Origin of the sequence: Tardiphaga robiniae (assembly GCF_001618955.1) — a bacterium.
Taxonomy (GTDB): domain Bacteria; phylum Pseudomonadota; class Alphaproteobacteria; order Rhizobiales; family Xanthobacteraceae; genus Tardiphaga; species Tardiphaga robiniae_A.
In genome coordinates, this window is the sequence record NZ_LVYV01000056.1 from 72,682 (window position 1) to 92,342 (window position 19,661).

Annotated in this window: 19 protein-coding genes; 13 read left to right on the forward strand and 6 right to left on the reverse strand. The window is 61.6% G+C overall.

All coding sequences use genetic code 11. From position 1 onward, the window contains the following. The first annotated feature begins 18 nt into the window (after nucleotides 1-18). Nucleotides 19-1,356 (forward strand): LLM class flavin-dependent oxidoreductase, encoded by a 1,338-nt coding sequence (locus tag A4A58_RS28405; RefSeq protein ID WP_068738878.1) that lies wholly within the window; start codon nucleotides 19-21, stop codon nucleotides 1,354-1,356. Nucleotides 1,357-1,420: 64 nt separating this feature from the next. Here A4A58_RS28405 and A4A58_RS28410 read toward each other — a convergent pair whose 3' ends face one another. Continuing rightward, nucleotides 1,421-2,263 (reverse strand): CmcJ/NvfI family oxidoreductase, encoded by an 843-nt coding sequence (locus A4A58_RS28410; RefSeq protein ID WP_068738631.1) that lies wholly within the window; start codon nucleotides 2,261-2,263, stop codon nucleotides 1,421-1,423. 367 nt (nucleotides 2,264-2,630) lie between these two features. Between A4A58_RS28410 and A4A58_RS28415 the strand changes: the two genes are divergently transcribed. Beyond that, entirely contained in the window at nucleotides 2,631-2,834 is a 204-nt protein-coding gene (locus tag A4A58_RS28415) for a hypothetical protein (protein WP_068738633.1), read from the forward strand. A 141-nt stretch (nucleotides 2,835-2,975) separates the two neighbouring features. Here A4A58_RS28415 and A4A58_RS28420 read toward each other — a convergent pair whose 3' ends face one another. Further along, nucleotides 2,976-4,049 (reverse strand): LLM class flavin-dependent oxidoreductase, encoded by a 1,074-nt coding sequence (locus tag A4A58_RS28420; RefSeq protein WP_068738879.1) that lies wholly within the window; start codon nucleotides 4,047-4,049, stop codon nucleotides 2,976-2,978. 28 nt (nucleotides 4,050-4,077) lie between these two features. Beyond that, the gene (locus A4A58_RS31300; RefSeq protein WP_204378220.1) at nucleotides 4,078-4,248 is read right to left on the reverse strand and encodes a hypothetical protein; all 171 of its coding nucleotides are present in this window, start codon (nucleotides 4,246-4,248) and stop codon (nucleotides 4,078-4,080) included. A 251-nt stretch (nucleotides 4,249-4,499) separates the two neighbouring features. Here A4A58_RS31300 and A4A58_RS28425 point away from each other — a divergent pair, with 251 nt between their 5' ends. The 6 genes from A4A58_RS28425 to A4A58_RS28450 all read left to right on the forward strand — a co-directional run bounded on the left by A4A58_RS28425 (nucleotide 4,500) and on the right by A4A58_RS28450 (nucleotide 10,909). Continuing rightward, entirely contained in the window at nucleotides 4,500-5,288 is a 789-nt protein-coding gene (locus tag A4A58_RS28425) for an ABC transporter permease subunit (RefSeq protein ID WP_068738880.1), read from the forward strand. Further along, nucleotides 5,285-5,998, forward strand: coding sequence for an ABC transporter ATP-binding protein (locus A4A58_RS28430; RefSeq protein ID WP_068738636.1), 714 nt, complete (start codon nucleotides 5,285-5,287; stop codon nucleotides 5,996-5,998). The genes A4A58_RS28425 and A4A58_RS28430 overlap by 4 nt, the downstream gene beginning before the upstream one ends. 24 nt (nucleotides 5,999-6,022) lie before the next feature. After that, nucleotides 6,023-7,033 (forward strand): NrtA/SsuA/CpmA family ABC transporter substrate-binding protein, encoded by a 1,011-nt coding sequence (locus A4A58_RS28435; RefSeq protein WP_068738638.1) that lies wholly within the window; start codon nucleotides 6,023-6,025, stop codon nucleotides 7,031-7,033. A gap of 50 nt (nucleotides 7,034-7,083) precedes the next feature. Further along, a complete protein-coding gene (locus tag A4A58_RS28440) occupies nucleotides 7,084-8,304 on the forward strand; it encodes an acyl-CoA dehydrogenase family protein (RefSeq protein ID WP_068738640.1) in 1,221 nt (406 codons plus the stop codon). A 171-nt stretch (nucleotides 8,305-8,475) separates the two neighbouring features. Beyond that, complete coding sequence (locus A4A58_RS28445) at nucleotides 8,476-9,843, forward strand: LLM class flavin-dependent oxidoreductase (RefSeq protein WP_068738642.1); 1,368 nt, start codon at nucleotides 8,476-8,478, stop codon at nucleotides 9,841-9,843. Between the two features lie 256 nt (nucleotides 9,844-10,099). After that, complete coding sequence (locus A4A58_RS28450; protein ID WP_068738644.1) at nucleotides 10,100-10,909, forward strand: MetQ/NlpA family ABC transporter substrate-binding protein; 810 nt, start codon at nucleotides 10,100-10,102, stop codon at nucleotides 10,907-10,909. 113 nt (nucleotides 10,910-11,022) lie between these two features. On the opposite strand, the gene A4A58_RS31770 is transcribed toward A4A58_RS28450, so the two are convergent. Together A4A58_RS31770 and A4A58_RS31775 are read right to left on the reverse strand one after the other, a co-directional pair. Then, nucleotides 11,023-11,475, reverse strand: a complete 453-nt coding sequence (locus A4A58_RS31770; RefSeq protein ID WP_349509594.1) for a serine O-acetyltransferase — start codon at nucleotides 11,473-11,475, stop codon at nucleotides 11,023-11,025. Between the two features lie 14 nt (nucleotides 11,476-11,489). Further along, a complete protein-coding gene (locus tag A4A58_RS31775; protein ID WP_349509595.1) occupies nucleotides 11,490-11,966 on the reverse strand; it encodes a hypothetical protein in 477 nt (158 codons plus the stop codon). A gap of 558 nt (nucleotides 11,967-12,524) precedes the next feature. Here A4A58_RS31775 and A4A58_RS28465 point away from each other — a divergent pair. The 5 genes from A4A58_RS28465 (at nucleotide 12,525) to A4A58_RS28475 (ending at nucleotide 16,552) form a co-directional block, all read left to right on the forward strand. Further along, on the forward strand, nucleotides 12,525-12,740 hold the full coding sequence (locus A4A58_RS28465; protein ID WP_068738647.1) for a hypothetical protein: 216 nt from the start codon (nucleotides 12,525-12,527) through the stop codon (nucleotides 12,738-12,740). A 194-nt stretch (nucleotides 12,741-12,934) separates the two neighbouring features. Continuing rightward, a complete protein-coding gene (locus A4A58_RS31215) occupies nucleotides 12,935-13,087 on the forward strand; it encodes a hypothetical protein (protein ID WP_086937164.1) in 153 nt (50 codons plus the stop codon). Nucleotides 13,088-13,145: 58 nt separating this feature from the next. Further along, the gene (locus A4A58_RS28470) at nucleotides 13,146-14,216 is read left to right on the forward strand and encodes an LLM class flavin-dependent oxidoreductase (RefSeq protein WP_068738649.1); all 1,071 of its coding nucleotides are present in this window, start codon (nucleotides 13,146-13,148) and stop codon (nucleotides 14,214-14,216) included. 409 nt (nucleotides 14,217-14,625) lie between these two features. After that, nucleotides 14,626-14,784, forward strand: a complete 159-nt coding sequence (locus tag A4A58_RS31000; RefSeq protein WP_158005757.1) for a hypothetical protein — start codon at nucleotides 14,626-14,628, stop codon at nucleotides 14,782-14,784. Nucleotides 14,785-14,962: 178 nt separating this feature from the next. Then, nucleotides 14,963-16,552 (forward strand): CYTH and CHAD domain-containing protein, encoded by a 1,590-nt coding sequence (locus A4A58_RS28475; RefSeq protein ID WP_158005758.1) that lies wholly within the window; start codon nucleotides 14,963-14,965, stop codon nucleotides 16,550-16,552. A 211-nt stretch (nucleotides 16,553-16,763) separates the two neighbouring features. Here the strand turns inward: A4A58_RS28475 and A4A58_RS28480 are convergent, their stop codons facing one another. Continuing rightward, nucleotides 16,764-19,154, reverse strand: coding sequence for an Ig-like domain repeat protein (locus A4A58_RS28480; RefSeq protein ID WP_244499899.1), 2,391 nt, complete (start codon nucleotides 19,152-19,154; stop codon nucleotides 16,764-16,766). Between the last annotated feature and the right edge of the window lie 507 nt (nucleotides 19,155-19,661).

The window sequence follows — 19,661 nt, forward strand, 5'->3', positions numbered from 1 at the left end:
GCCCATCAGGAATGCTCCATGAGTGAACGCAAACTGCATCTCAACGTGAACCTGCTCCATTCCGGGGTCTATGCATCGGCATGGCGGCTGCCGGACAGCGATCCCGGCGCATTCTACGACGTGCAGCATTATGTGAATGTCGCGAAGATCGCCGAGCGCGGAAAGTTCGACGCGATCTTTCTCGCCGACACGCCGGCCATCACCGACCGCATCGACCTGCGGCCTTTTCAATCCATGGAGCCGACCATCGTTCTGGCAAGCGTGGCTGCCGCGACCACGCATATCGGCCTGATCGCCACCGCATCCACAACCTATAACGAGCCGTATAACATCGCGCGGCGCTTCGCGACGCTGGACCATGCAAGCGGCGGCCGCGTCGGCTGGAATGCAGTGACCACGGCGGACGCGTCTGCGAGCCGCAATTTCGGTCTGTCGAACGTGCTCGAACACGGCTTGCGCTATGAGCGCGCGAAAGAGTTCGCCGAAGTCGTGCATGCGCTGTGGGACAGCTGGGAAGACGACGCCTTTGTCGGCGACAAGGCGACGGCGCGCTTCGTCGATACGTCGAAGGTCCACGCCATCGATCATCGCGGCACGCATTACACCGTTGCCGGTGCACTGACTGTGCCACGCTCGCCGCAGGGACGGCCGATCACCGTGCAGGCCGGCGGTTCAAGCGACGGCCGCGACCTCGCCGCGGCGCAGGCCGATGCGGTGTTCACGCTGTCGCAATCGATCGAGGATGGCGTCGCCTATGCGCGTGATCTGCGGGCGCGGGCCGTCGCCTATGGCCGCCCGTCGGATTCCATCGTGATCCTGCCGGGCCTCGCGACCATCATCGGCAGCACCGAGGCCGAAGCGCAGCGACGGCAAGACGAGTTGTGGGACCTGGTGCCGATCCAGTACAGCCTGTCGCGACTGGCAGGAACACTGCATGTCTCGCCCGACATCCTCGAACTCGACAAGCCACTGCCGGACATCCCACTGCCAGCCAATGCCAACCAGACGATGTTCAAGGGCACCGTCGCCATGGCTCGCAAGGATAATCTGACGGTGCGGCAATTGCTCAAGGCGCTGGGCGGCGGGGTCGGCCATCGGATCATTGTCGGAACGCCGGAGGCAATCGCGGACGATATCGAGACCTGGTTCAGGGCCGGCGCCGCCGATGGCTTCAACCTGATGCCTGACGTCTTGCCGACCGGTCTGGCCGCGTTCGTCGACGAAGTCGTCCCCCTGCTGCAAAAGCGCGGCATCTTCCGCCGCGACTACGAGGGAACTACGCTGCGCGACCACTTCGGACTCGAACGTCCGCCCAGCCGCTATGCAAAGCGTCCCGCAGCGGCCGTCACGGCGTGATATCACCATAGATGAATGCTCCCGCCGCGATCGACGGGAGCAGTCATGGTCGCGCTAACCTGCCCTATGGCGCGTGGAACACCAGCGCGCGCAGCTCGATGCTCTCGCGCGGCGGCGCATCCGCAGGCGCGGTCGGATCGGCGAAGGCCGTGTGCGGAGCGAAACGTGCGACGCCGTCTTTGGTCGAATCATAGCACTTCAGCAGCAATATCTCGTCGGGCGTCATATCCGGTACGTAGTACCAGCGATGCTGCGGATTGAATTTCACCGCGTAGGTTTCACCGACCCGGTGCTGATAGACCAGATCCGATCCGACGAGTTCGTCGAAGCGAACGGTACGTGCATCGGCGACCGCCAGTGGTGAATCCTTCAACGGGCCGCGGATCGGACGCCACAGATTGATGATCTGCACGCGCCCCTTGAGCAATTCCTCTGCGTCCTCCGGGATCAGATCGCGGACACGTTGCGGACCCGATCTATCGGTGTGATCGACATGCACCCGGGCGACAGGCTGGCGCGAGCCGTCGCCACGGTCATTGACGCCATCGACGCGCTTGCGCACGGTGTGATCGAAAATGAAGACACGGCTCGCGCCGGTGATATCTTTCAGCAGCTTCTCGGCTTCGGGATAGTAGACGTCCTTGACGTTCTCATCATCGTAGAAGTCGGAAACCGCGCTGTGCTGGTGCGCCACCGCAAAGCCGTGTTCATCGAGCGACCACTGATCGATGCTCGGTCGCGCATCATGGATCGCAACCGCATGCGGCTCCGGCTCCGCTGTGGAGCGCGGCTCGCCGGCCGGAGGATCAAATGTATAGGTACGAGGGCGGCCATAGATCGGTGCCAGGTAGTTCAGATCAGCGGTGACGAATGCACCGGCCGTGATCTTCTCGTTGAGCAGTCCCATGATGGTTCTCCCGATTGACATGGGCTCATCACATTTCATGCGGCCCATTTTCTTCAATCTGATCCCGGAGACCCGCCGCGCCAATGGGGCGCTTCAAATAAGAACGTCATTTCCCGGCAGCGTGAAAACGGATGATACGATTTCAGCATCGACATCGATTGAAGATATTTAATGTTGTGATCACGACCATCGTGAACAACGTTCGGCATCGATGTTCCCGCGTAAAGCAAGACGTTGCTCGCACGCGCAAGCATTTACGCCTCGTGACCGACGCTCCGAAAGAAGGATTGGGAGCCATTCGGCCCAACTTTGGAATTCCCAAGTGCGCTGTGTGGAGCGTTAATGGGCGCCTTCAGGAGCCGAATTGATGCCACATCCGCCACTTCTCGCCGTCGCCATCGCAGGCGCTCTCGCGCTTGCGACGGCCGTCGAGACCTATCACGCCGCCCATCAGCCCAAGCCTGACATGTCCCGGAATGCTGCGGCCACAGTGACGCCAGCCCAGCAACTCGATCGCGCCCTGCAGGCACTCCGCCTCGATGCTGTCAGAGACAACGCATCAGCCATGTAGACAGGAGAAGGGACCAAGGCATGTATCTCGGAAAGATGATCGCTTTGGTACTGGGACACGTGACGTTCCTCAGCCTGTTCGTGTGGTGGTTTCGCTAAGCGGGGCTCTCGCCTTCCGGCAAGACCGCTTCGCGGCGTCAACTCAACCGCGCGAGGCCTTCAGCAAAGCTGCCTCCCCCTTCACCCGTGGAAAGATTTGCTCGGCAAAACGCTGCATCTCACTCTCCAATGGCTGGAATTGCAGCATGAACAGCTCGATGCCGGCGGCATGGAACTCGCGGATACGGGCGGCGACCGTATCGTAGCTTCCCACCAGACCCGCAGCGGTGCCGCCATTGGTGCCCACCCGCGACGACTTCTGCATCGTCTGCATCATCACGACCTTGGGATCGGTATTAGCACGCTGGATGGCCTTCATCGGCGCGTCCTGCAGGGCGAGCGCCAGCAGACGCTGATGTGCCTGCTCGGCTTCTGCGTCAGTCTCACGCGCGATCACGAAGGCCGACAGGCCGAAACGCAGCGGTGCGCCGGCCCGCGGTCGTGACGCCACATTGGCGATCAGTGCAGCGACATCGGCCAGCGGCTGGCCGTTGATGAACCAGACATCACCATGTGACGCGACCAGTTCGCGCGCCGGTTCGGACTCGCCGCCGACATAGATCGCGGGCCGCGCGCGGTACAGGTCCTTCGGCCGCAGCGCGTAGTCTCGGACGTCGAAATTTTCGCCCTTGTGCGTCAGCCGCTCCCCGCTCGCCAGTCGCGCAACGATCGAGATCCATTCCTTGCCATAGGCATAGCGATCGTCATGCTCGGCAAAGCCGATACCGGCTTTCTCCAACTCGGGCTTGTTCCAGGCATTGACCAGATTGAGCGCAAAGCGGCCGCGGCTGATATTCTCGATCTGCAGTGCCATCTTGGCGAGTACGACCGGATGGAAGAGATAAGGCTTGATCGCCGCGATGATCTCGATCCGGCTGGTCAGCGCAGCCAGCGCCGCTGCAGAACTCCAGGTCTCAAGTTGATCGAGATCTTCCTGATGCGGATTGATGGTGTGCTGCGCGATCAGGGTCGAATCGTAACCTAGTGCCTCGGCCTGCAGGACCAGCGCCTTGTTGCGCTCCCATGATGCATGATACGGCTCTTCGGGATCCTGATGCGCCGCCCGTGGCCCATGCACCGGTGCCCAGACGCCAAATCGAAGAGGATTCGTACTCATTGTCTGCCTCATATTCACGTCGCTCTCGCTATAAGACGACCCGCGCATGACAATGCAAGCGCCGCCATACGCTCATGACATCGGCGGCAAAATAGCGCGGATCGAACGAGAAACTTCTTCTTCGCATGACGCGTAGCACCACAAGAAAATTCCACTGCGCTTCGCGCCGATTAAATTTCAAGGCAGCACGCAGCTTCATTTTCCAAAAACAAGCACTGCAAAAGATCGTTCGCCTCTCAATCGCGTCGCTCGGATATCAAACTGATCTAATATCGCATGGAGAATGGTTTCGCCGAAGAAACTGAAGACGCTGCGCTTTTCGTTGCTCTATCATCGCCGCTAAATTTCAGAACTGCAGCAATGGATGGCAGGGTGAGCAACGTCGACTACGTCATTCAACAGGAGTATCGCGCGCCCACAACGCCGGCACCCACGCGCCACACTTCCGCCATTGCCAAACCCGGCGTGAAGCCAAATCTGATCGTCCTGTCCTGGATCACGCCAGTCGTCCTCATCGTTGTATGGGAAGCACTGGCGCAGGCCGGTTGGCTGTCGCCGCAAGTGCTTCCTGCACCCTCGAAGGTGCTACGCACGGCATGGAAGCTGACTTTATCCGGCTCGCTGCTGAACGATCTCGGCGTCAGCCTGCTGCGCGCGGCCGCGGGCTTTGCAATCGGCGGCAGCATCGGCTTCATCCTCGGCACGCTGGTGGGTTTCTCGCGCATCGCCGAAGCATTGATCGATCGCAGCGTGCAGATGATCCGCGCGATCCCGTTCCTCGCCCTCGTACCGCTCGTCATCGTCTGGTTCGGCGTCGGTGAAGGACAGAAGATCTTTCTGGTCTCGCTCGGCGTCGCCTTCCCGATCTATATCAACACCACCCTCGGCATTCGGCAGATCGATCCGAAGCTGGTCGAGCTTGGTCGCGTCCAGGGGCTGTCCACGCTGCAATTGATCCGGCGCATCATCCTGCCCGGCGCGCTGCCGTCGATCCTCACCGGTGTCCGTTATTCGCTGGCAACGGCATGGCTGGCGCTTGTGGTGGCCGAGACCGTCGGCGCGCAATCCGGCCTCGGGTTCCTCGCCATGGACGCCCGCGAATTCCTCCGCACTGACGTGATCGTACTCACCATCGTGATCTACGCGCTGATCGGGGTTGCCGCCGACTCCATCGCCCGGCTGCTCGAACGCAAATTGCTCGCCTGGCATCCAAACTACGGCAAGGGCGCACGATCATGAGCCCGACATCCGTGACATCAAGCGAAAGTGCCGTAACCGTGAGCGGCCTGACGCGGGCCTATGGCCCGCGGGTGGTGATCGACAGGCTGGATCTTCGTATCGGGCGCGGTGAATTCGTCGCACTTCTCGGTGAGAGCGGCTGCGGCAAGACGACGTTGCTGCGCGCCCTCGCCGGTCTCGACCCGATCCAGGGCGGACATATCGATGCGCCCGGGCGACCTGCCGTGGTATTTCAGGAACACCGGCTACTGCCCTGGGACACACTCTGGCAGAATGTCTCGCTCGGCCTTCCCGGCGCGGATCCGCGCAAGCGCGCCGCCGCTGCTCTGGTCGAGGTCGGACTCGGCGACCGGCTGGACGACTGGCCGCGAAATCTGTCTGGCGGACAGGCGCAGCGCGTCGCGCTCGCCCGCGCGCTGGTGCAGGAGCCTCGGCTGCTGTTGCTCGACGAGCCCTTCGCCGCACTGGACGCGCTGACGCGAATTCGCATGCACGTGCTGGTCAAGGAGCTGGTCGCCCGCCACCAGCCAGGCGTTCTTCTCGTTACACATGACGTCGATGAAGCAATTGCTCTGGCCGACCGAATTCTGGTGATGCGCAACGGGGTGATCGCGTCCGAGCACCGCGCCGATACTCACGGCGGGCCGGCTGCATCCCGCGATCAACTGCTTCGCGAACTCGGCGTCGCCACCAATCTCCAGGTCGCCTGATTCCACCTCACAGGAAGCTTTCTCATGTCAAAACCGTTCGTCACATCGTCACGCCGGGATTTTCTCAGCCTCGCGATGGCTGGTGTCAGCGCCTATGCCGGCATTCATCTCGCCAGCCATGACGACGCCATCGCGCAAAGCGCCGGGCGAAAGACCGACAAGGTCCGTCTCACCTGGGGCTATCACGGCCTCACGCTGATCGCCAAGGAACGCGGCGAGTTCGAGAAGGCCCTAGCCCAGCATGACATCAAGGTGGAATGGCTCGGCCCATTCCCGAACCACGCGCCGACTTTGCAGGCGGTAACTGGTGACAGTGCTGATTTTGGCTTTGGCGGTAGCACCACGCCCGCGCTGGCGGCCATCATCGCCGGCTCGCCGCTCGTCTTCACCCAATTCGTGCTCTACGAGCCGCGCACGACGGCGATCATCGCCAAGGATGATTCCGGCATCAACAAGGTCGAGGATCTGGTCGGCAAGTCGGTCGCGGTCAATCGGTCCGGACTTGGCGAGTTCCTGCTCATCGCAGCGCTCGAGAAACACAAGGTCGACCGCTCCAAGGTGAAATTCGTCTATCTCAACCCGCCGGACGCAGCGCCGGCGCTCGCATCCGGCAAGGTGGATGCCTGGTCGATGTGGTCGCCGGGCGTCGATATCGCGCGGCTGGACTACAAGGCTCACGACGTTTTCCTTGAGGGACGCGACCTGCCGTTCCAGATCGACTTCTCCTCTTACGTGACGTCACGCAAGTTCGCGAAGGACAATCCGGCCATCGTACGGGCGCTCAACGCGGCCTACGAGAAGGAAGCGCAGTGGGTCAACAAGAACACGACCGACGCCGAGCATCTCATCCAGAAGGTCGCGAAATATGACGACCGGATTCGCGACCAGTTCATCGAGCGCAAGCGCAACTACACGCTCATCCCCGTGTCGGACAAGAAATTCGTCGGAGAGCTGCAAACCGCAGCGAACTGGCTGACCGAGCGAAAGGTCCTGCCCGAGTCTGTCACCGTCTCGGATCATCTGGCCAGTCTTTAAGCTTCTATCGCCGCTCGATCCTTCCCCTGGAATCGCCGAGAAAGAATCCCATGAACAAGCCCACACCGCATCACGCGTTCGACGTGTCGCAGCCGATCCGGATCGGCTCGTCCGATCTGCAACAATTGTTTGATCACATCGCGCAGGGCGAGGCAGAGCGCGAGCACGACCGTGTTCTGCCTTACGACATCATCGCGCTGATCCGCCGATCGCGGATCGGCGCGCTCCGCATTCCCAAAGCCGACGGCGGCGGCGGCAGTACCGTGCGAGAACTGCTCACTGCAGTCATCAGGCTGGCGGAAGCCGACGCCAATGTCGCGCATATCCTGCGCAATCACTATAGCGTGGTCGAGCGTCTGCTGGCCTCGCCGCCAAGCGCGCAGAATCGCAAGTGGCGCGACGACGTCGCGGCTGGCGCCATCATCGGCCTCGCCACCACGGAGCTGGGCAGTTCGCAGGTGGGAGACATCGCTCCCGCCACCACCGTCACGCCGGATGGCGACGGCTACCGCCTTAACGGCACCAAATATTACAGCACCGGCACGCTCTATGCGGACTACGTGCTGGTGCGCGTCGCGGACGGCAATGAAGCGCTCGCGACGACGATCATTCCGGTCAAGCGCGAAGGCATCGAGCTGGTCGATGACTGGGATGGCTCGGGTCAGCGCCTGACCGGAAGCGGCACCACGCATTTCCGCAACGTCCGGGTCGAGGCCGCCGAACTCATTTTCGATCAGCCCAATATCGGCTATGGGGCCGCCTATCAGAACACGTTCGCGCAACTCTATCTGACGGCCATCAATGCTGGCATCGCTGCAGCCATCCTGCGTGACGCCAGCGACCTGGTCAGGCGGCGTGCGCGCAGTTTCTATTACGCGCCGACTCTTCGCCCGCGCGAGGATCCCATCCTGCAGCAGACCGTTGGCCAGATCGCAAGCAATGCGTTTGCAGCAGAAGCAACCGTGCTGGCCGCGGCCGAAGCGCTTGACGTGTCGAGCAACGCCCCAAATCGAGAAGATACCAAGCCGGCGCTGGATTCCGCCCTCGCATCGTCCAAAGCCAAGATCGTCGTCGACGAACTGGCCATCCGCAGTGGCAGCCTGCTGTTCGATGCCGGCGGCGCATCCGCGACCAAGAAGTCCGATAACCTCGACCGCCACTGGCGCAATGCGCGAACGCTGTCGTCGCACAATCCGGTGACTTACAAGGCGCAGGCGATCGGTGCGTATGAGGTCAATGGCACGCCGCTGCCGGCCAAGGGCTTCTTCTAGGCCATCCGGAACGCTGCGGGGTCGTAGAACCGGCCCCGCTACGGACGCACCGGACTCGGAGGACTTCGCGGAGAGACGCTGGCCTTTATTCCAGCCGGATTGGGTAGCTAGTCTGGAGCCGGTAGAGTACGGGGTGTTCCCCCGCTCGCTTCCCTCCCGATCAGGAATTCCATGTCTCCTCGCCGTCAGCTCCGTTTCAACGCCTTCAACATGACCGCGCCGAGCCACAACTGGGCCGGTCTATGGTCGCACCCACGCGATGCCTCCATCAACTATAACAGCCTCGACTATTGGGTGGACTACGCTCGCATCGCGGAACGCGGTCTATTCGACGGCATCTTTCTGGCCGATGTGTTCGGCGTCTACGACGTGTTCGGCGACAGTGCCGATACCGCCGTCCGACATGGCGTCCAGCTGCCCAATGCTGATCCCACACTTCTGGTGTCTGCGATGGCGCTGGTGACGCAACATCTCGGTTTCGGCATCACGACCAACCTGTCGCTCGAGCATCCGTATCAGTTCGCCCGGCGCTTTTCGACGCTGGACCACCTGACGCGCGGCCGCATCGGCTGGAACATCGTCACCGGCTATCTCGACAGTGGCGCGCGCGGCATGGGCTTTGCGGCCGGCCGCGCCCATGATGATCGCTACGACGTCGCCGAGGACTTCCTGACGGCGACATACAAACTGTGGGAAGGCAGCTGGGAGCAAGATGCCGTGCTTCGTGACCGCACGACCGGCACGTTTAGCGATCCTGCGAAAGTGCACGCCATACGTCACGATGGCCCGCATTATCGCGTCGATGGCATCCATCTGTCGGAGCCATCGCCGCAGCGGACGCCGTTGCTGTATCAGGCCGGCGCCTCGAAGCGCGGACGCGCCTTCGCCGCCAAACATGCCGAGGCGATCTTCCTTAACGGCCAGACCAAACCGATTCTGGCCAAAGCTGTGCGCGAGATCCGGACGGCCACGAAAGACTTTGGCCGCGATCCCTACGATATCCGGCTGTTCGCCGGCCTGACGGTGATCGTCGCGCCGACCCGCGCAGAGGCCAAGGATCTGCATGCGGAATACAGCCGCTATGTCGACCAGCGCGGTCAACTCGCTTTGCTCTCAGGATGGACCGGTATCGATTTTTCCACTTACAGCCCGGATCAGGCGCTGCAATATGTCGAGAGCAACGCCATCCAGTCGATGGTCGAGAACCTGACCCTGCGGAGCGAGCAGCCCGTGAAAATCGGAGATCTGGCCAGCCTCAGCCACATCGGCACACGCGCGCCCTTTGTGGTCGGCTCGCCGCAGGACGTTGCAGACGAGCTCGCCGACTGGGCCGAGCAGACCGACATCGACGGTTTCAATCTGGTACGTCTCGTGGCGCCGGAATCGCTGGAGGCCTTCGTCGATCTCGTTGTGCCGGAGTTGCAGTCACGCGGACTCTACAAGTCCGAGTACAGTTCAGGCACGCTGCGTGAAAAGCTGTTTTCGGGCCGAAGCGCGCTCCTCCATGAGACGCATCCCGGCGCGCAGTTCCGCCGCTGACTCTCGCCGTCTCCGCCCGGCCGGCACTGTCGCGTTCTTCTGCGGAACGATCTGCATGGCGAACGCGGTACATTCACTCATCATGCGACGGCAGCCATCGAGACAATCTCCAAACGCATGGATATTGGAAATCCCATTTCATTGACGCGCTCGGTCTCGCCGGCCGATCATTCGAGCACACGTCAGCAGCTTCCCTGCAATTGCTGACACTGGCCTCGCCTTCCTTGCATTTGAACATTCCCAACCTGGACACATCATGAAAGCTGCATCTCGATTTCTCATTCTCTCCCTTTCAGCGCTTGCACTAGCGTTACCCGCCCTGCAGGTCAACGCCGCCGACAAGCCGATCAAGGTCGGCGTTTCGGCAGGGCCTTATGGTGACATTCTTCGCGAGGCCGCGCGGCTTTCCGAGAAAGAGGGACTGAAGGCGGAGATCATCGAGTTCAGCGACTGGAACCAGCCCAATGCAGCGCTGCAGGCAGGCGACATCGACCTCAACAACTTCCAGCACCGCTTCTATCTCGCCAATCAATCGAAGGCGCGCGGTTACAAGCTCTCCGCCCTCGATGAATCGATCCTGGTGCCGGCCGGCGTCTTCTCCAAGAAATACACCAAGGCCTCCGACATTCCCGACGGGGCTAAGATCGCCATCCCCAACGACCCCACCAATGCAGCGCGCGCATTGTTGCTGTTTCAGACCGCGGGACTGCTCAAGTTGAAGACCGATGCCGGCCTCTCGGCGAGCATTCTCGATGTGACTGAAAATCCGAAGAAGCTGCAGATCGTTGAAATCGACGCGGCCCAGTTGCCGCGGTCTCTCGATGACGTGGCAGCCGCCTTTGTGTCATCCAACTACGCCTATCTCGCTGGCCTGGACCTCAACAAGGCGCTTGCGGCCGAGACCAGCGTCGTCGAAGCCAAGCCATATTATACCCTCGTCTTCGCCGCACGTGACGATCGCAAGGACGATCCGCAGATCAAGAAATTCATCTCGATCTATCGTTCGCAGCCGGTGAAGGATTTCATCCGTACCAAGTTCAACGGCTCGATCCTCGCCGCCTGGTAATCCCAACGGGAGGGCAGCTCGCCTATCCTCCCTGATGCGATGTGGCATGGCCCGACCACGGGCCGTGCCTGTTGGGACAGCGGCAGTGTGCCAACGCAACGGCTATCCAACTGTCATCGCGGGCTGATCTTGCTGCGCACCGATGCCTGCGTCACGAAACTGTTGGGCGGTACGTCTTCGGTCAACCAAACATTGCCACCGATGGTGGAGCCACTTCCGACCACGATGCGTCCCAGAATGGTTGCGCCCGCATAGATGATGACATCGTCCTCGATGATCGGATGGCGCGCATTACCCTTGATGGCCTTGCCCTCGTGATCGGTCGGGAAGTGCCGGGCTCCAAGCGTTACCGCCTGATAGATTCGGACGCGATCGCCGACGATGGCGGTTTCGCCGATCACGACGCCGGTGCCATGGTCGATGAAGATGCTGGCGCCAAGACGCGCGCCCGGGTGAATGTCGATTCCCGTTGCGCTATGTGCCAGCTCGGCGATCAACCGCGCCACCATCGTCGCCCTGAGATTGTAAAGCAGGTGCGCGACGCGGGGATGGATGATCGCCACCATGCCGGGATAGCCAATCAGGATTTCGGGGAAGCTCGTCGCAGCAGGTCTCCCACGAAGGCAGCTCTGAGATCGCTGACCAGCCTGCCTCGGATCTCCGGCAGCCGGGCGGCGAAGTCGCGCGTCAACGCAACGGCATCCTCGAAATGTCGCTCGGTCGGCGCGCCGTCGGAAACGAAAGTCTGCCCGCGGTAGACTTGTTCGAGCAAGCCATCCAGCGCAGCGCCCAGTTTGCCTTCGACAAACGCGTCGATGCTTTCGGTACCGAAATCGGAACGGCCGTAATGCCGGGGAAACAATGCCTCGGTGAGGCTCTTGAGCACCTCCGCGAGGGCTTCGCGCGACGGCGCCCGTCTGCTCGGCCCACGCTGCCAGATATTATGGGCAACGTCGCGGGACTCGCGCAGCCCGGCAACAATCGTACCCAGGTCCCAAAGTGGCGCCGGACCGTCCCGATCTGTGTCTTGCTTGACGTCCTCGGCAACCCTCGACATCGCGGCTCCCCTGTTGCGATCTCACGCAGCTGCAACTGTGACTCATGAGCCGAGGACAAGGAATTCCAAAAGTGCAGCATTTTCGATACGTCCATGCTTCCTTCTCACGCGCCGACCTCACGTCACGTGCCCTTCGCTTCGGATACGATCGCGGTCGGGCACTGAACCAGCGTGCGCGCAGCTCCCAAGTCTGTGCACGCTGCGTGGCGGAACGATTTCACCGTGATCGGATGGCTGCTGCCGTCGCTAACAGTCGTTCATTCGCCGCACATGCCTGCGCGCAGCATCGTCGTCATTGCGGTGCCGATAAATTTGGATGGCCATTTCATTGACGAACGAACGCCGACGTCGGATATTCCTCACACAGATTATGCACTTCGGAATGCCTGCAATGACCGCATATGAGACAACAGTAGTGAGCCAGTCGCGCAAGCGCGTGACCTGCCGCTGCGTGTCCGCGGCCACCGGCGCGTGTTGTTGATTCCGGCGTAACGACTCACACCGAACATCCCATCACTCATTGATAGGATCGCTGCCTCGGCGGCGAACAGAACGCGCATGTCGAATGCCTATGTCATCGAAGTCTTCAATCGCACTGCCGGAATCGTCGTCGCCGAAGAGCGCGGATTTCGTTTCTTTTCATCAGAACCTGCCTTCGACACGCTCGAAGGCGACCATTTCGGATCGGCCCGTGCAGCGGAACGCGCAGCGAAGGCACTCATGGACCAGCGAAGTCATAAGGCTAGCCAATCCCGTATCGCCACGGCTCGCTGAGTTCGAGACTGTCCTCGCCGGACCGGAACGACAATCAGCGTCGAACGAACAAAATTGCCCGGCGCAGACGGCATGGAGAATATTACTCCACGCCGGAACGCCCCGGCGTGCTGATCATCATTATTTCTGGCACGCGCTTGCGTTGACCGGATTTATCGCCTTGTTATTTGCAAATGTTGCGTTGGAGAAAGATGATGCGTGAACTATCGGCGGAAGCCCGGTTGCATAACCGTGCGCGCGCGTCGTCGAACCGCACAGCGGTGCGCCTGCACACGGCCGCCGTTTACGGCGCATTTGCGTTGATCGCAGCCATCGTGTTCGGCGCGACATCGGTGCGCCCATTTTGATAACGGCACGGGACGGTGAGTTGCACGCAAAAATGCGGTCCCATCGTCAGGGGACATCATGAGCGATCGTTCGGAGTTTCTTTGGTACATCCCGAATGACGTGAAGGCAGGTCACCGTGGCGATGTCGTCGATCCAAACCACAACAGCGTTGAGACGCTTGCCGACCAGGCGCAAGCGTTGGAACGTCATGGGTGGAAAGGCGCGCTGATCGGAACAGGCTGGGGAAGGCCGGACACATTCACCGTCGCGTCAGTGCTGGCGGCCCGAACGACGAGTTTCGAGCCGCTTATAGCCATCCGCCCGGGCTATTGGCAACCGGCGCATTTTGCATCTGCCGCGGCCACACTGGATCAATTGAGCGGCGGCCGGGTTCGCATCAATATCGTCTCCGGCAAGGACAATCTGGCGGCTTATGGGGATGACGAAGCCGACTCGTCGCAGCGATATGCGCGGACCAAGGAATTCATGCGCATCGTCCGGCGGCTGTGGACCGAAGAAAACGTCACCTATTCCGGCGCACATTTTCGCGTGTCTGACTCGACCGCGGCGCCGCGACTAGTCCAACGCGGCAACCGCCGACATCCGAAGCTGTATTTCGGCGGGGCGTCGGACGCGGCCGAGCATGTCGCCGCAACCGAAGCCGATGTTCAGCTTTTCTGGGGCGAACCGCTTGGTGACGTAGAGCAGCGGATCGAGCGGCTCAATATCCTGAGTCAGCGCCTCGATCGGGATCTCCCGCCTTTGGAGTTTGGTCTCAGGATCACAACGCTTGTCCGGGAGAGCTCGGCCGAGGCCTGGGCTGCGGCGGAAGCCAAGGTTGCCGACATGGCGAGGAAAGCAGGCGCGGGCTGGAACGACCACGGCCCTGCAATCGCAATCGGCCAACGGCGACTGCTCGACCTGCAGGCCCGCGGCGACGTCCTCGACGACAATCTCTATACGGCACCAGGAAAATTCGGCGCAGCCGGCGCCGGCACCACCTGGCTGGTCGGTTCGGCATCCGAAGTGGCCAGCTCGCTGCAGAAATACCGCGATCTCGGAATCAAGTATTTTATCCTGTCCGACACGCCCTATCTGGCGGAGATCGAGCGGCAAGGCAAAATACTCCTGCCTTTGCTTCGAGATTGATTTGCACGGCACCATCTGTCCTGATCCGGATTGGCACCATCATTCTCTGTCCTGTTTGAACCAGCCTGTTGCTATCTCGATCTTGCGCTCGATACGTCTGAAGAAGACGCGCATTATATAATTGAGATCATTATGTAATTTCTGGGAACGCCTTCAGGCTCAATCGTGCCAAGGTCGGCTTTGCGGCCCATTCCCGCTTCCAGAAGGACGATGTAACCCGTCCGGAATGCAGCGCCAGCTTCCGCCGGGTCGCTTTCGCCCCGACGAGGTAAACCAGGCGGATATCGCTGCCCCGTTCGCGATACTCTGGCCCGCGAATTTAATTGCGGCGGCCTGCCGTAAGTGATTGAATTTTCAGCAACTCGACTCAACTAATGATGGAGATACTTTCGCCAGCGAGGTTACTGCCATGCTTGCCGAGAAGTTTTTTCTGGTGCTCGAGACAATCAGAAGTCACGCCTCCGATGATAAGCCATCCGGTGGTAGATCATCTCCAGTCGTGACCGGTCCCGTACCGCAGATCCCGATCAAGCCGCCAGGCGAAAAGCAAATCAAAACCGCCAACTGAGGCAGCGTTTTGCTTTTCACGAATGTGGGCGTTCGTACCATTCGAACAGCCCTGAGTCCCGCTGGTCCCGATCGATCCGGAAATTGCCGTCGTAATTTGCCGCGTCATGCCAACGCCAACTTGGACATGTCTTGTCGTTGTCATAGAATATTCACACGGCCTTCCGATGGAGTTACCGTTGAACGCCCAGCAGCCAATCTTGCCCGATTTCGGCGCGCCAATTGCCGTGCGACCGGGCGAACAGGCGGAAATCGAACTTAAGCTGCTGGCGCCGCAAGGTATCCTCGAAAAACTGCGCGAGATGCCCGTCATCGTGCAGCATGCGCGCAATCGCGGCGTGGTCCGCCGGCTGGAGACAATTTATTACGACACACCGGAGGGGGCGCTGTTTCAACGCGGCATGTCGCTGCGCGTGCGGCGCAGCGGCAAGCATTTCATTCAGACATTGAAGCTTCTGCCTGACATCGGGCGGCCGTTGGCGCGACGACAGTGGGAAACACCGGTTGACGGCATGACTCCCGATCTGGCGCGACTTCCTGTCGCCGAGATCGGCGATCCGCTGACGACGCTTACGCCCGATGCGCTCGTGCCAGCGTTTGCGACAAGAGTTCGCCGGCATGCACGGCAGCTCGATCTGCCTGATGCGTCAGTTGAGATCGCCTTCGACGTGGGGACTATCGAGGCCGGTACGCGTCAAGAAGTCCTGTCCGAGATCGAGCTCGAATTGAAGAGCGGCAACGCCGGTGCGCTGTTTGATCTCGGAACGCAGTTGCTCGACGCGGCGCCGCTGCAGGTCGGCACACGGAGCAAGGCGGAACGCGGCTATGCGCTGGCGTTCGACGTCGTGCAGCCGGCGACGAAAGCCGAACCCGTCAGCATCACTGCCGAGCACGCGGTTGACGACGTCATTGCGCTGCTGGGGGGCGCCTGCTGGCATCATCTCCTGCGCAATCATGCGGTGGCAAAGGAAGGATCCGATCCTGAAGGGGTGCACCAGATGCGCATCGCTCTGCGCCGTCTGCGCACGATCTGTGCGCTGTTCCGGCGCGAGATCCCGTCGCCCTCGTTCGAGGCGATCAACAGCGAAGCGAGGTGGCTGATGCGACAGCTCGGCCAGACCCGTGATTGGGACGTTTTCGCGACCACGATCGTTTCTCGCGTGGCGACGACCACGCCGGAGGTCGACTTCGGCGGCTTGCGCCAGACAATCGAGCGGCAGCGCAAATCGAGCTACCGCAGCCTGCAGGCGGTTCTCGACGATCCGCGCTACAGCCGTTTTCTGCTTTCGCTCGGGCACTGGGTCGAGCGCCGCCGCTGGCGCAACGATATCGACAGCGATGCGCTGGCTGTCCTGTCACAGCCGATGCCGGCGCTTGCCGACAAAATTCTGGCGCGACAGCAGCGGAAGGTGCGCAAGCGTGGCACGCACTTCCGGCAGCTCGACACCGCTGCACGGCACAGTCTCAGGATCCAGCTCAAGAGGCTGCGCTATGCGGCGGAATTCTTCTTGCCACTTTACACCGGCCATGCGCCCGCCAAGCGCTACGTGGCTCGGCTCGCCAGGCTCCAGAAGAGTCTGGGACGCGTGTGCGACATCGCAAGTATCCGCGGATTGCTCGGTTCCGTCAGGCAGGACGATCAGGCCGCGCTTCACCTCGCCATCGGCACAGTCACCGGCTGGCAGGCCCGCGACGACATTGCGGCCGCGAAAACGCTGCGCAAGAAATGGCGGCGCTTCAAGGCGACGCCGGCATTCTGGGGCCGGTAAAATTCGTCGCGCTCATCTACGGACGTGACAGCGCGCACCTAAAATTGTGCGACAAACGGCGGTCTTCGATCGAAACCAGAACCGCAGCAGTCAACGCCACCGCTGCTGGGATTCGTGGTTTTGCTCTGAATTGGTTGAAAAATGGCGCGCCATTCAGGATAAAACTGCGAACTCTTATGTTCCTGACATCAATGTGTAGTTCTACGTCGCCTCAAAATGGAAGCGATGCCCTTCCACGGAACGTCCAGATTTGCACGTTGCTGCCGATGCCGCCGAGCTCAGCGCCAAGAGCGACAGTGGCTTCGTTGCCGAGGCGCGCCGCCACCCCTCCCGTTGCCCGCGCGGACCAGCCATCGAGCAGCGGGACGGAAGCCAGCGGCACGGTCCCGGCCAACGCCAGGGCAGCGGCATCGTCGCCGGTGAAGTAGTAATCCGCATAGAAGCCGGCATAAGGCGCGAGCATCACGGTGGCGCTGGTGAGCCAGGGATAACTAAGCTTGACGCCGGCCGAGGCCCGCCCGGTGAAAAAAGTACGATCCGCCTGCAGAGCGCCAAGCGAATCCGTATAGGCGTTCTCGCGTTCCCACAGCGCATAGAACTTCGCCGAAGGCTCGATATCGAAGCCGTGAGTCTTGTAGTTGCCGGTCAGCCCGCTCGACACCAGCCAGCGATGACCGCTGAAGCTGCCTGTGGCGGTGCCTGCAGTGCCGTCATAGCCGATTCCGGAATACGCCGCGGCTGCATCGAAGCGCAGTCCTGGCGCGAACCTCCAGCCGAGATACGAACCGAGCGTCCAGCCGTCGCCCTTGAGATGCCCGTTCAAGGCGTCGGATCGGTAGTCGAAGGTCTCATAGCCGCCGAATGCCCCGACCAGAAAATTCGGTGTGACCCTGCGTGTAAGGCCCATGAGAGCATTAACCTGACTGCCGTACAGAATGGGTGCCGATGTCGATGACCCCCAGCGATCGATGCCGCTGCCTTTGACATCCGCCCACAATAGCCAGTCCTTCGGCGCGACGGTGCGCAACCCGGGCGCCTTGGCAGGCATCGCACTGCGATTGATCGCCGCGAAGGCATCATCGACACGAGATGCGCCCTGCGGCAATTGCGATTGCGCATAGCCATTGGCGCTACCCGGCAGGCCGCTGCCGCTTCGCCCATACAATCCATTCCATCGATCCGGCACGTCCGCACCGGCGGTTGCGGCCTGCGGTTGATCGGGATCGGCGGAGAAGTTGAAACGGATGCCGCCTCCACTCGGCGTAACCAGGTTGCCGCCATCGCTAAAGCCTTCGGAGATCGCGGTATCGATCGCGCCGGTAATGGCGGCGCCCGAATTTTGCGCCACGACCTTGGTTGCGATGACCTGCAAGGCCCGCAGTTTCAGACTGTCCTGCGGCGCATTCACCGCCTGCAGTAGCGCCGCCGACGTACTGGCCTTGAAGGTGCCGTTGCCGGCATAGACCGCGGTGATGGTGTGGGTGCCGGCCGTCAGCGCCGAGGTCGTCAGGGTGGCGATCCCGCCAGCCAAAGTCGCGCTGCCGATTGCAGCACCGCCGTCGTTGAAGCTCACCGTGCCGGCCGGCGTGATGCCCCCACTTGTCACGGTTGCCGTGAAGGTCACCGCCTGACCGGGAGCGCTTGGATTGACGGATGAGACAAGGACTGTCGTCGTCACCGCCGGGTTCACGATCTGGGGCCCAATAAACGTAACGGACGTGTTGTTGGTATCGCCGCCATAGATCGCGGAGATCGCATGGGTTCCGGCCGTCAGCGCCGACGTGCTCAATGTCGCCACTCCGCCGCTGAGGGTGCCGGTGCCCAGCGTCGTCGCGCCGTCCATGAACGTCACCGTGCCGGTGGGCGACGAGCCCGATATGGTGACGGTGAAAGTGACGGCCTGTCCCGGAAGGCTCGGATTGGGCGACGCGGCCAACGCAATACCGCTGGCCACCTGGGCGATAACGACGTTTTGGGTGACCTGGCTGGCGGCCGCGTAAATGCCGCCGCCAGCCTGATCGGCGGCCAGCGTGCAGGTGCCGGCGCTGATCATGGTCACGATACCGCCGGTAACCGTGCAGACGCCCGTGGTCAGCGAGGAATAGGCCACCGCCAGGCCGCTGCTTGTCGTGGCCAGCGGATTGACCACAAACGTGCCGCCGCTGACATAGGTCCGTCCTGCCTGGGCACCGAAGGTGATGGTCTGGCTGTTGACCGGTCCGACTGTATAATTATTCGAAACGGCAGTGCCGACCCCGGCTTCGCTGCCGACGTTCGTCACCCCGGTCAGGTTCAGAACGACCTGATTGGTTGCGGCCAACACGCCCGAAGCTGCAGTAAGGGTGACGGTGTAGGTGATGTTGTCCGTGGTTCCGAGAGTCGACAGAATAGCGTTGGTGGCGCTCAAAGCGGTGAGATTAAAGCCGGTCACAGCTTCGGAGAACACGATCGTCACGGTCGCCGTTTGACCGTAGGCGAGTTGATTTGGGCTGACGACGACGGTCGCCGTCGGGGGCGACGCATTGGCTGCTGTCGAAACGGCAAGACATGCGAACACGATAAGTGTGGCCAGCTTGATGCTGCCGACAATGCGACGAAACACTCCGACAAATTCCACCTGCACCACCTCGCGAGATCGCTTCAAGCCCTTAGCAGACCAGCCACCCGGCTGGTAACATAGAACGTCTCAGGTGCAGATTTCGGCGGAAACTGATGCATGCAGGCCACACGCCGAACTCGCACGGGGCGACCGGCACATGACCGTTGCCTGAATCTGCGGCAGCCGCTGCCACCCAACCTCGGAGTGATTTTCGGATGGCTACAAGCCGGCCCCGGTGTTGGCGCTCCGCCGGCCCTTCGAAATCGAGCCCGCCTGGTCTTGCCTCGCCGCGTGACGATGCGTACCGGGGCCCATGAACGAGAGCATGCCGGCGAACGACATTGAACGCGGCGGCCCGCGCGCTGCGGCGGCAGCAGGCGGCCACCGCAGACATCTGCGATGTCATCCCTTGACCACGGAGGCCACAGTGTTCGGCGCTGCCAAGGCGGGAATGAGCGGAGAACAACGAGGTCAACGCGCGACAGGACCTGCATGCTGGATCGCGGCACA

Coding starts and splice junctions, on each gene's coding strand:
- A4A58_RS28405 (WP_068738878.1), top strand. CDS start 19: ATGAGTGAACGCAAACTGCATCTCAACGTGAACCTGCTCCATTCCGGG.
- A4A58_RS28410 (WP_068738631.1), bottom strand. CDS start 2,263: ATGGGACTGCTCAACGAGAAGATCACGGCCGGTGCATTCGTCACCGCT.
- A4A58_RS28415 (WP_068738633.1), top strand. CDS start 2,631: ATGCCACATCCGCCACTTCTCGCCGTCGCCATCGCAGGCGCTCTCGCG.
- A4A58_RS28420 (WP_068738879.1), bottom strand. CDS start 4,049: ATGAGTACGAATCCTCTTCGATTTGGCGTCTGGGCACCGGTGCATGGG.
- A4A58_RS31300 (WP_204378220.1), bottom strand. CDS start 4,248: ATGAAGCTGCGTGCTGCCTTGAAATTTAATCGGCGCGAAGCGCAGTGG.
- A4A58_RS28430 (WP_068738636.1), top strand. CDS start 5,285: ATGAGCCCGACATCCGTGACATCAAGCGAAAGTGCCGTAACCGTGAGC.
- A4A58_RS28435 (WP_068738638.1), top strand. CDS start 6,023: ATGTCAAAACCGTTCGTCACATCGTCACGCCGGGATTTTCTCAGCCTC.
- A4A58_RS28440 (WP_068738640.1), top strand. CDS start 7,084: ATGAACAAGCCCACACCGCATCACGCGTTCGACGTGTCGCAGCCGATC.
- A4A58_RS28445 (WP_068738642.1), top strand. CDS start 8,476: ATGTCTCCTCGCCGTCAGCTCCGTTTCAACGCCTTCAACATGACCGCG.
- A4A58_RS28450 (WP_068738644.1), top strand. CDS start 10,100: ATGAAAGCTGCATCTCGATTTCTCATTCTCTCCCTTTCAGCGCTTGCA.
- A4A58_RS31770 (WP_349509594.1), bottom strand. CDS start 11,475: ATGGTGGCGATCATCCATCCCCGCGTCGCGCACCTGCTTTACAATCTC.
- A4A58_RS31775 (WP_349509595.1), bottom strand. CDS start 11,966: ATGTCGAGGGTTGCCGAGGACGTCAAGCAAGACACAGATCGGGACGGT.
- A4A58_RS28465 (WP_068738647.1), top strand. CDS start 12,525: ATGTCGAATGCCTATGTCATCGAAGTCTTCAATCGCACTGCCGGAATC.
- A4A58_RS31215 (WP_086937164.1), top strand. CDS start 12,935: ATGCGTGAACTATCGGCGGAAGCCCGGTTGCATAACCGTGCGCGCGCG.
- A4A58_RS28470 (WP_068738649.1), top strand. CDS start 13,146: ATGAGCGATCGTTCGGAGTTTCTTTGGTACATCCCGAATGACGTGAAG.
- A4A58_RS31000 (WP_158005757.1), top strand. CDS start 14,626: ATGCTTGCCGAGAAGTTTTTTCTGGTGCTCGAGACAATCAGAAGTCAC.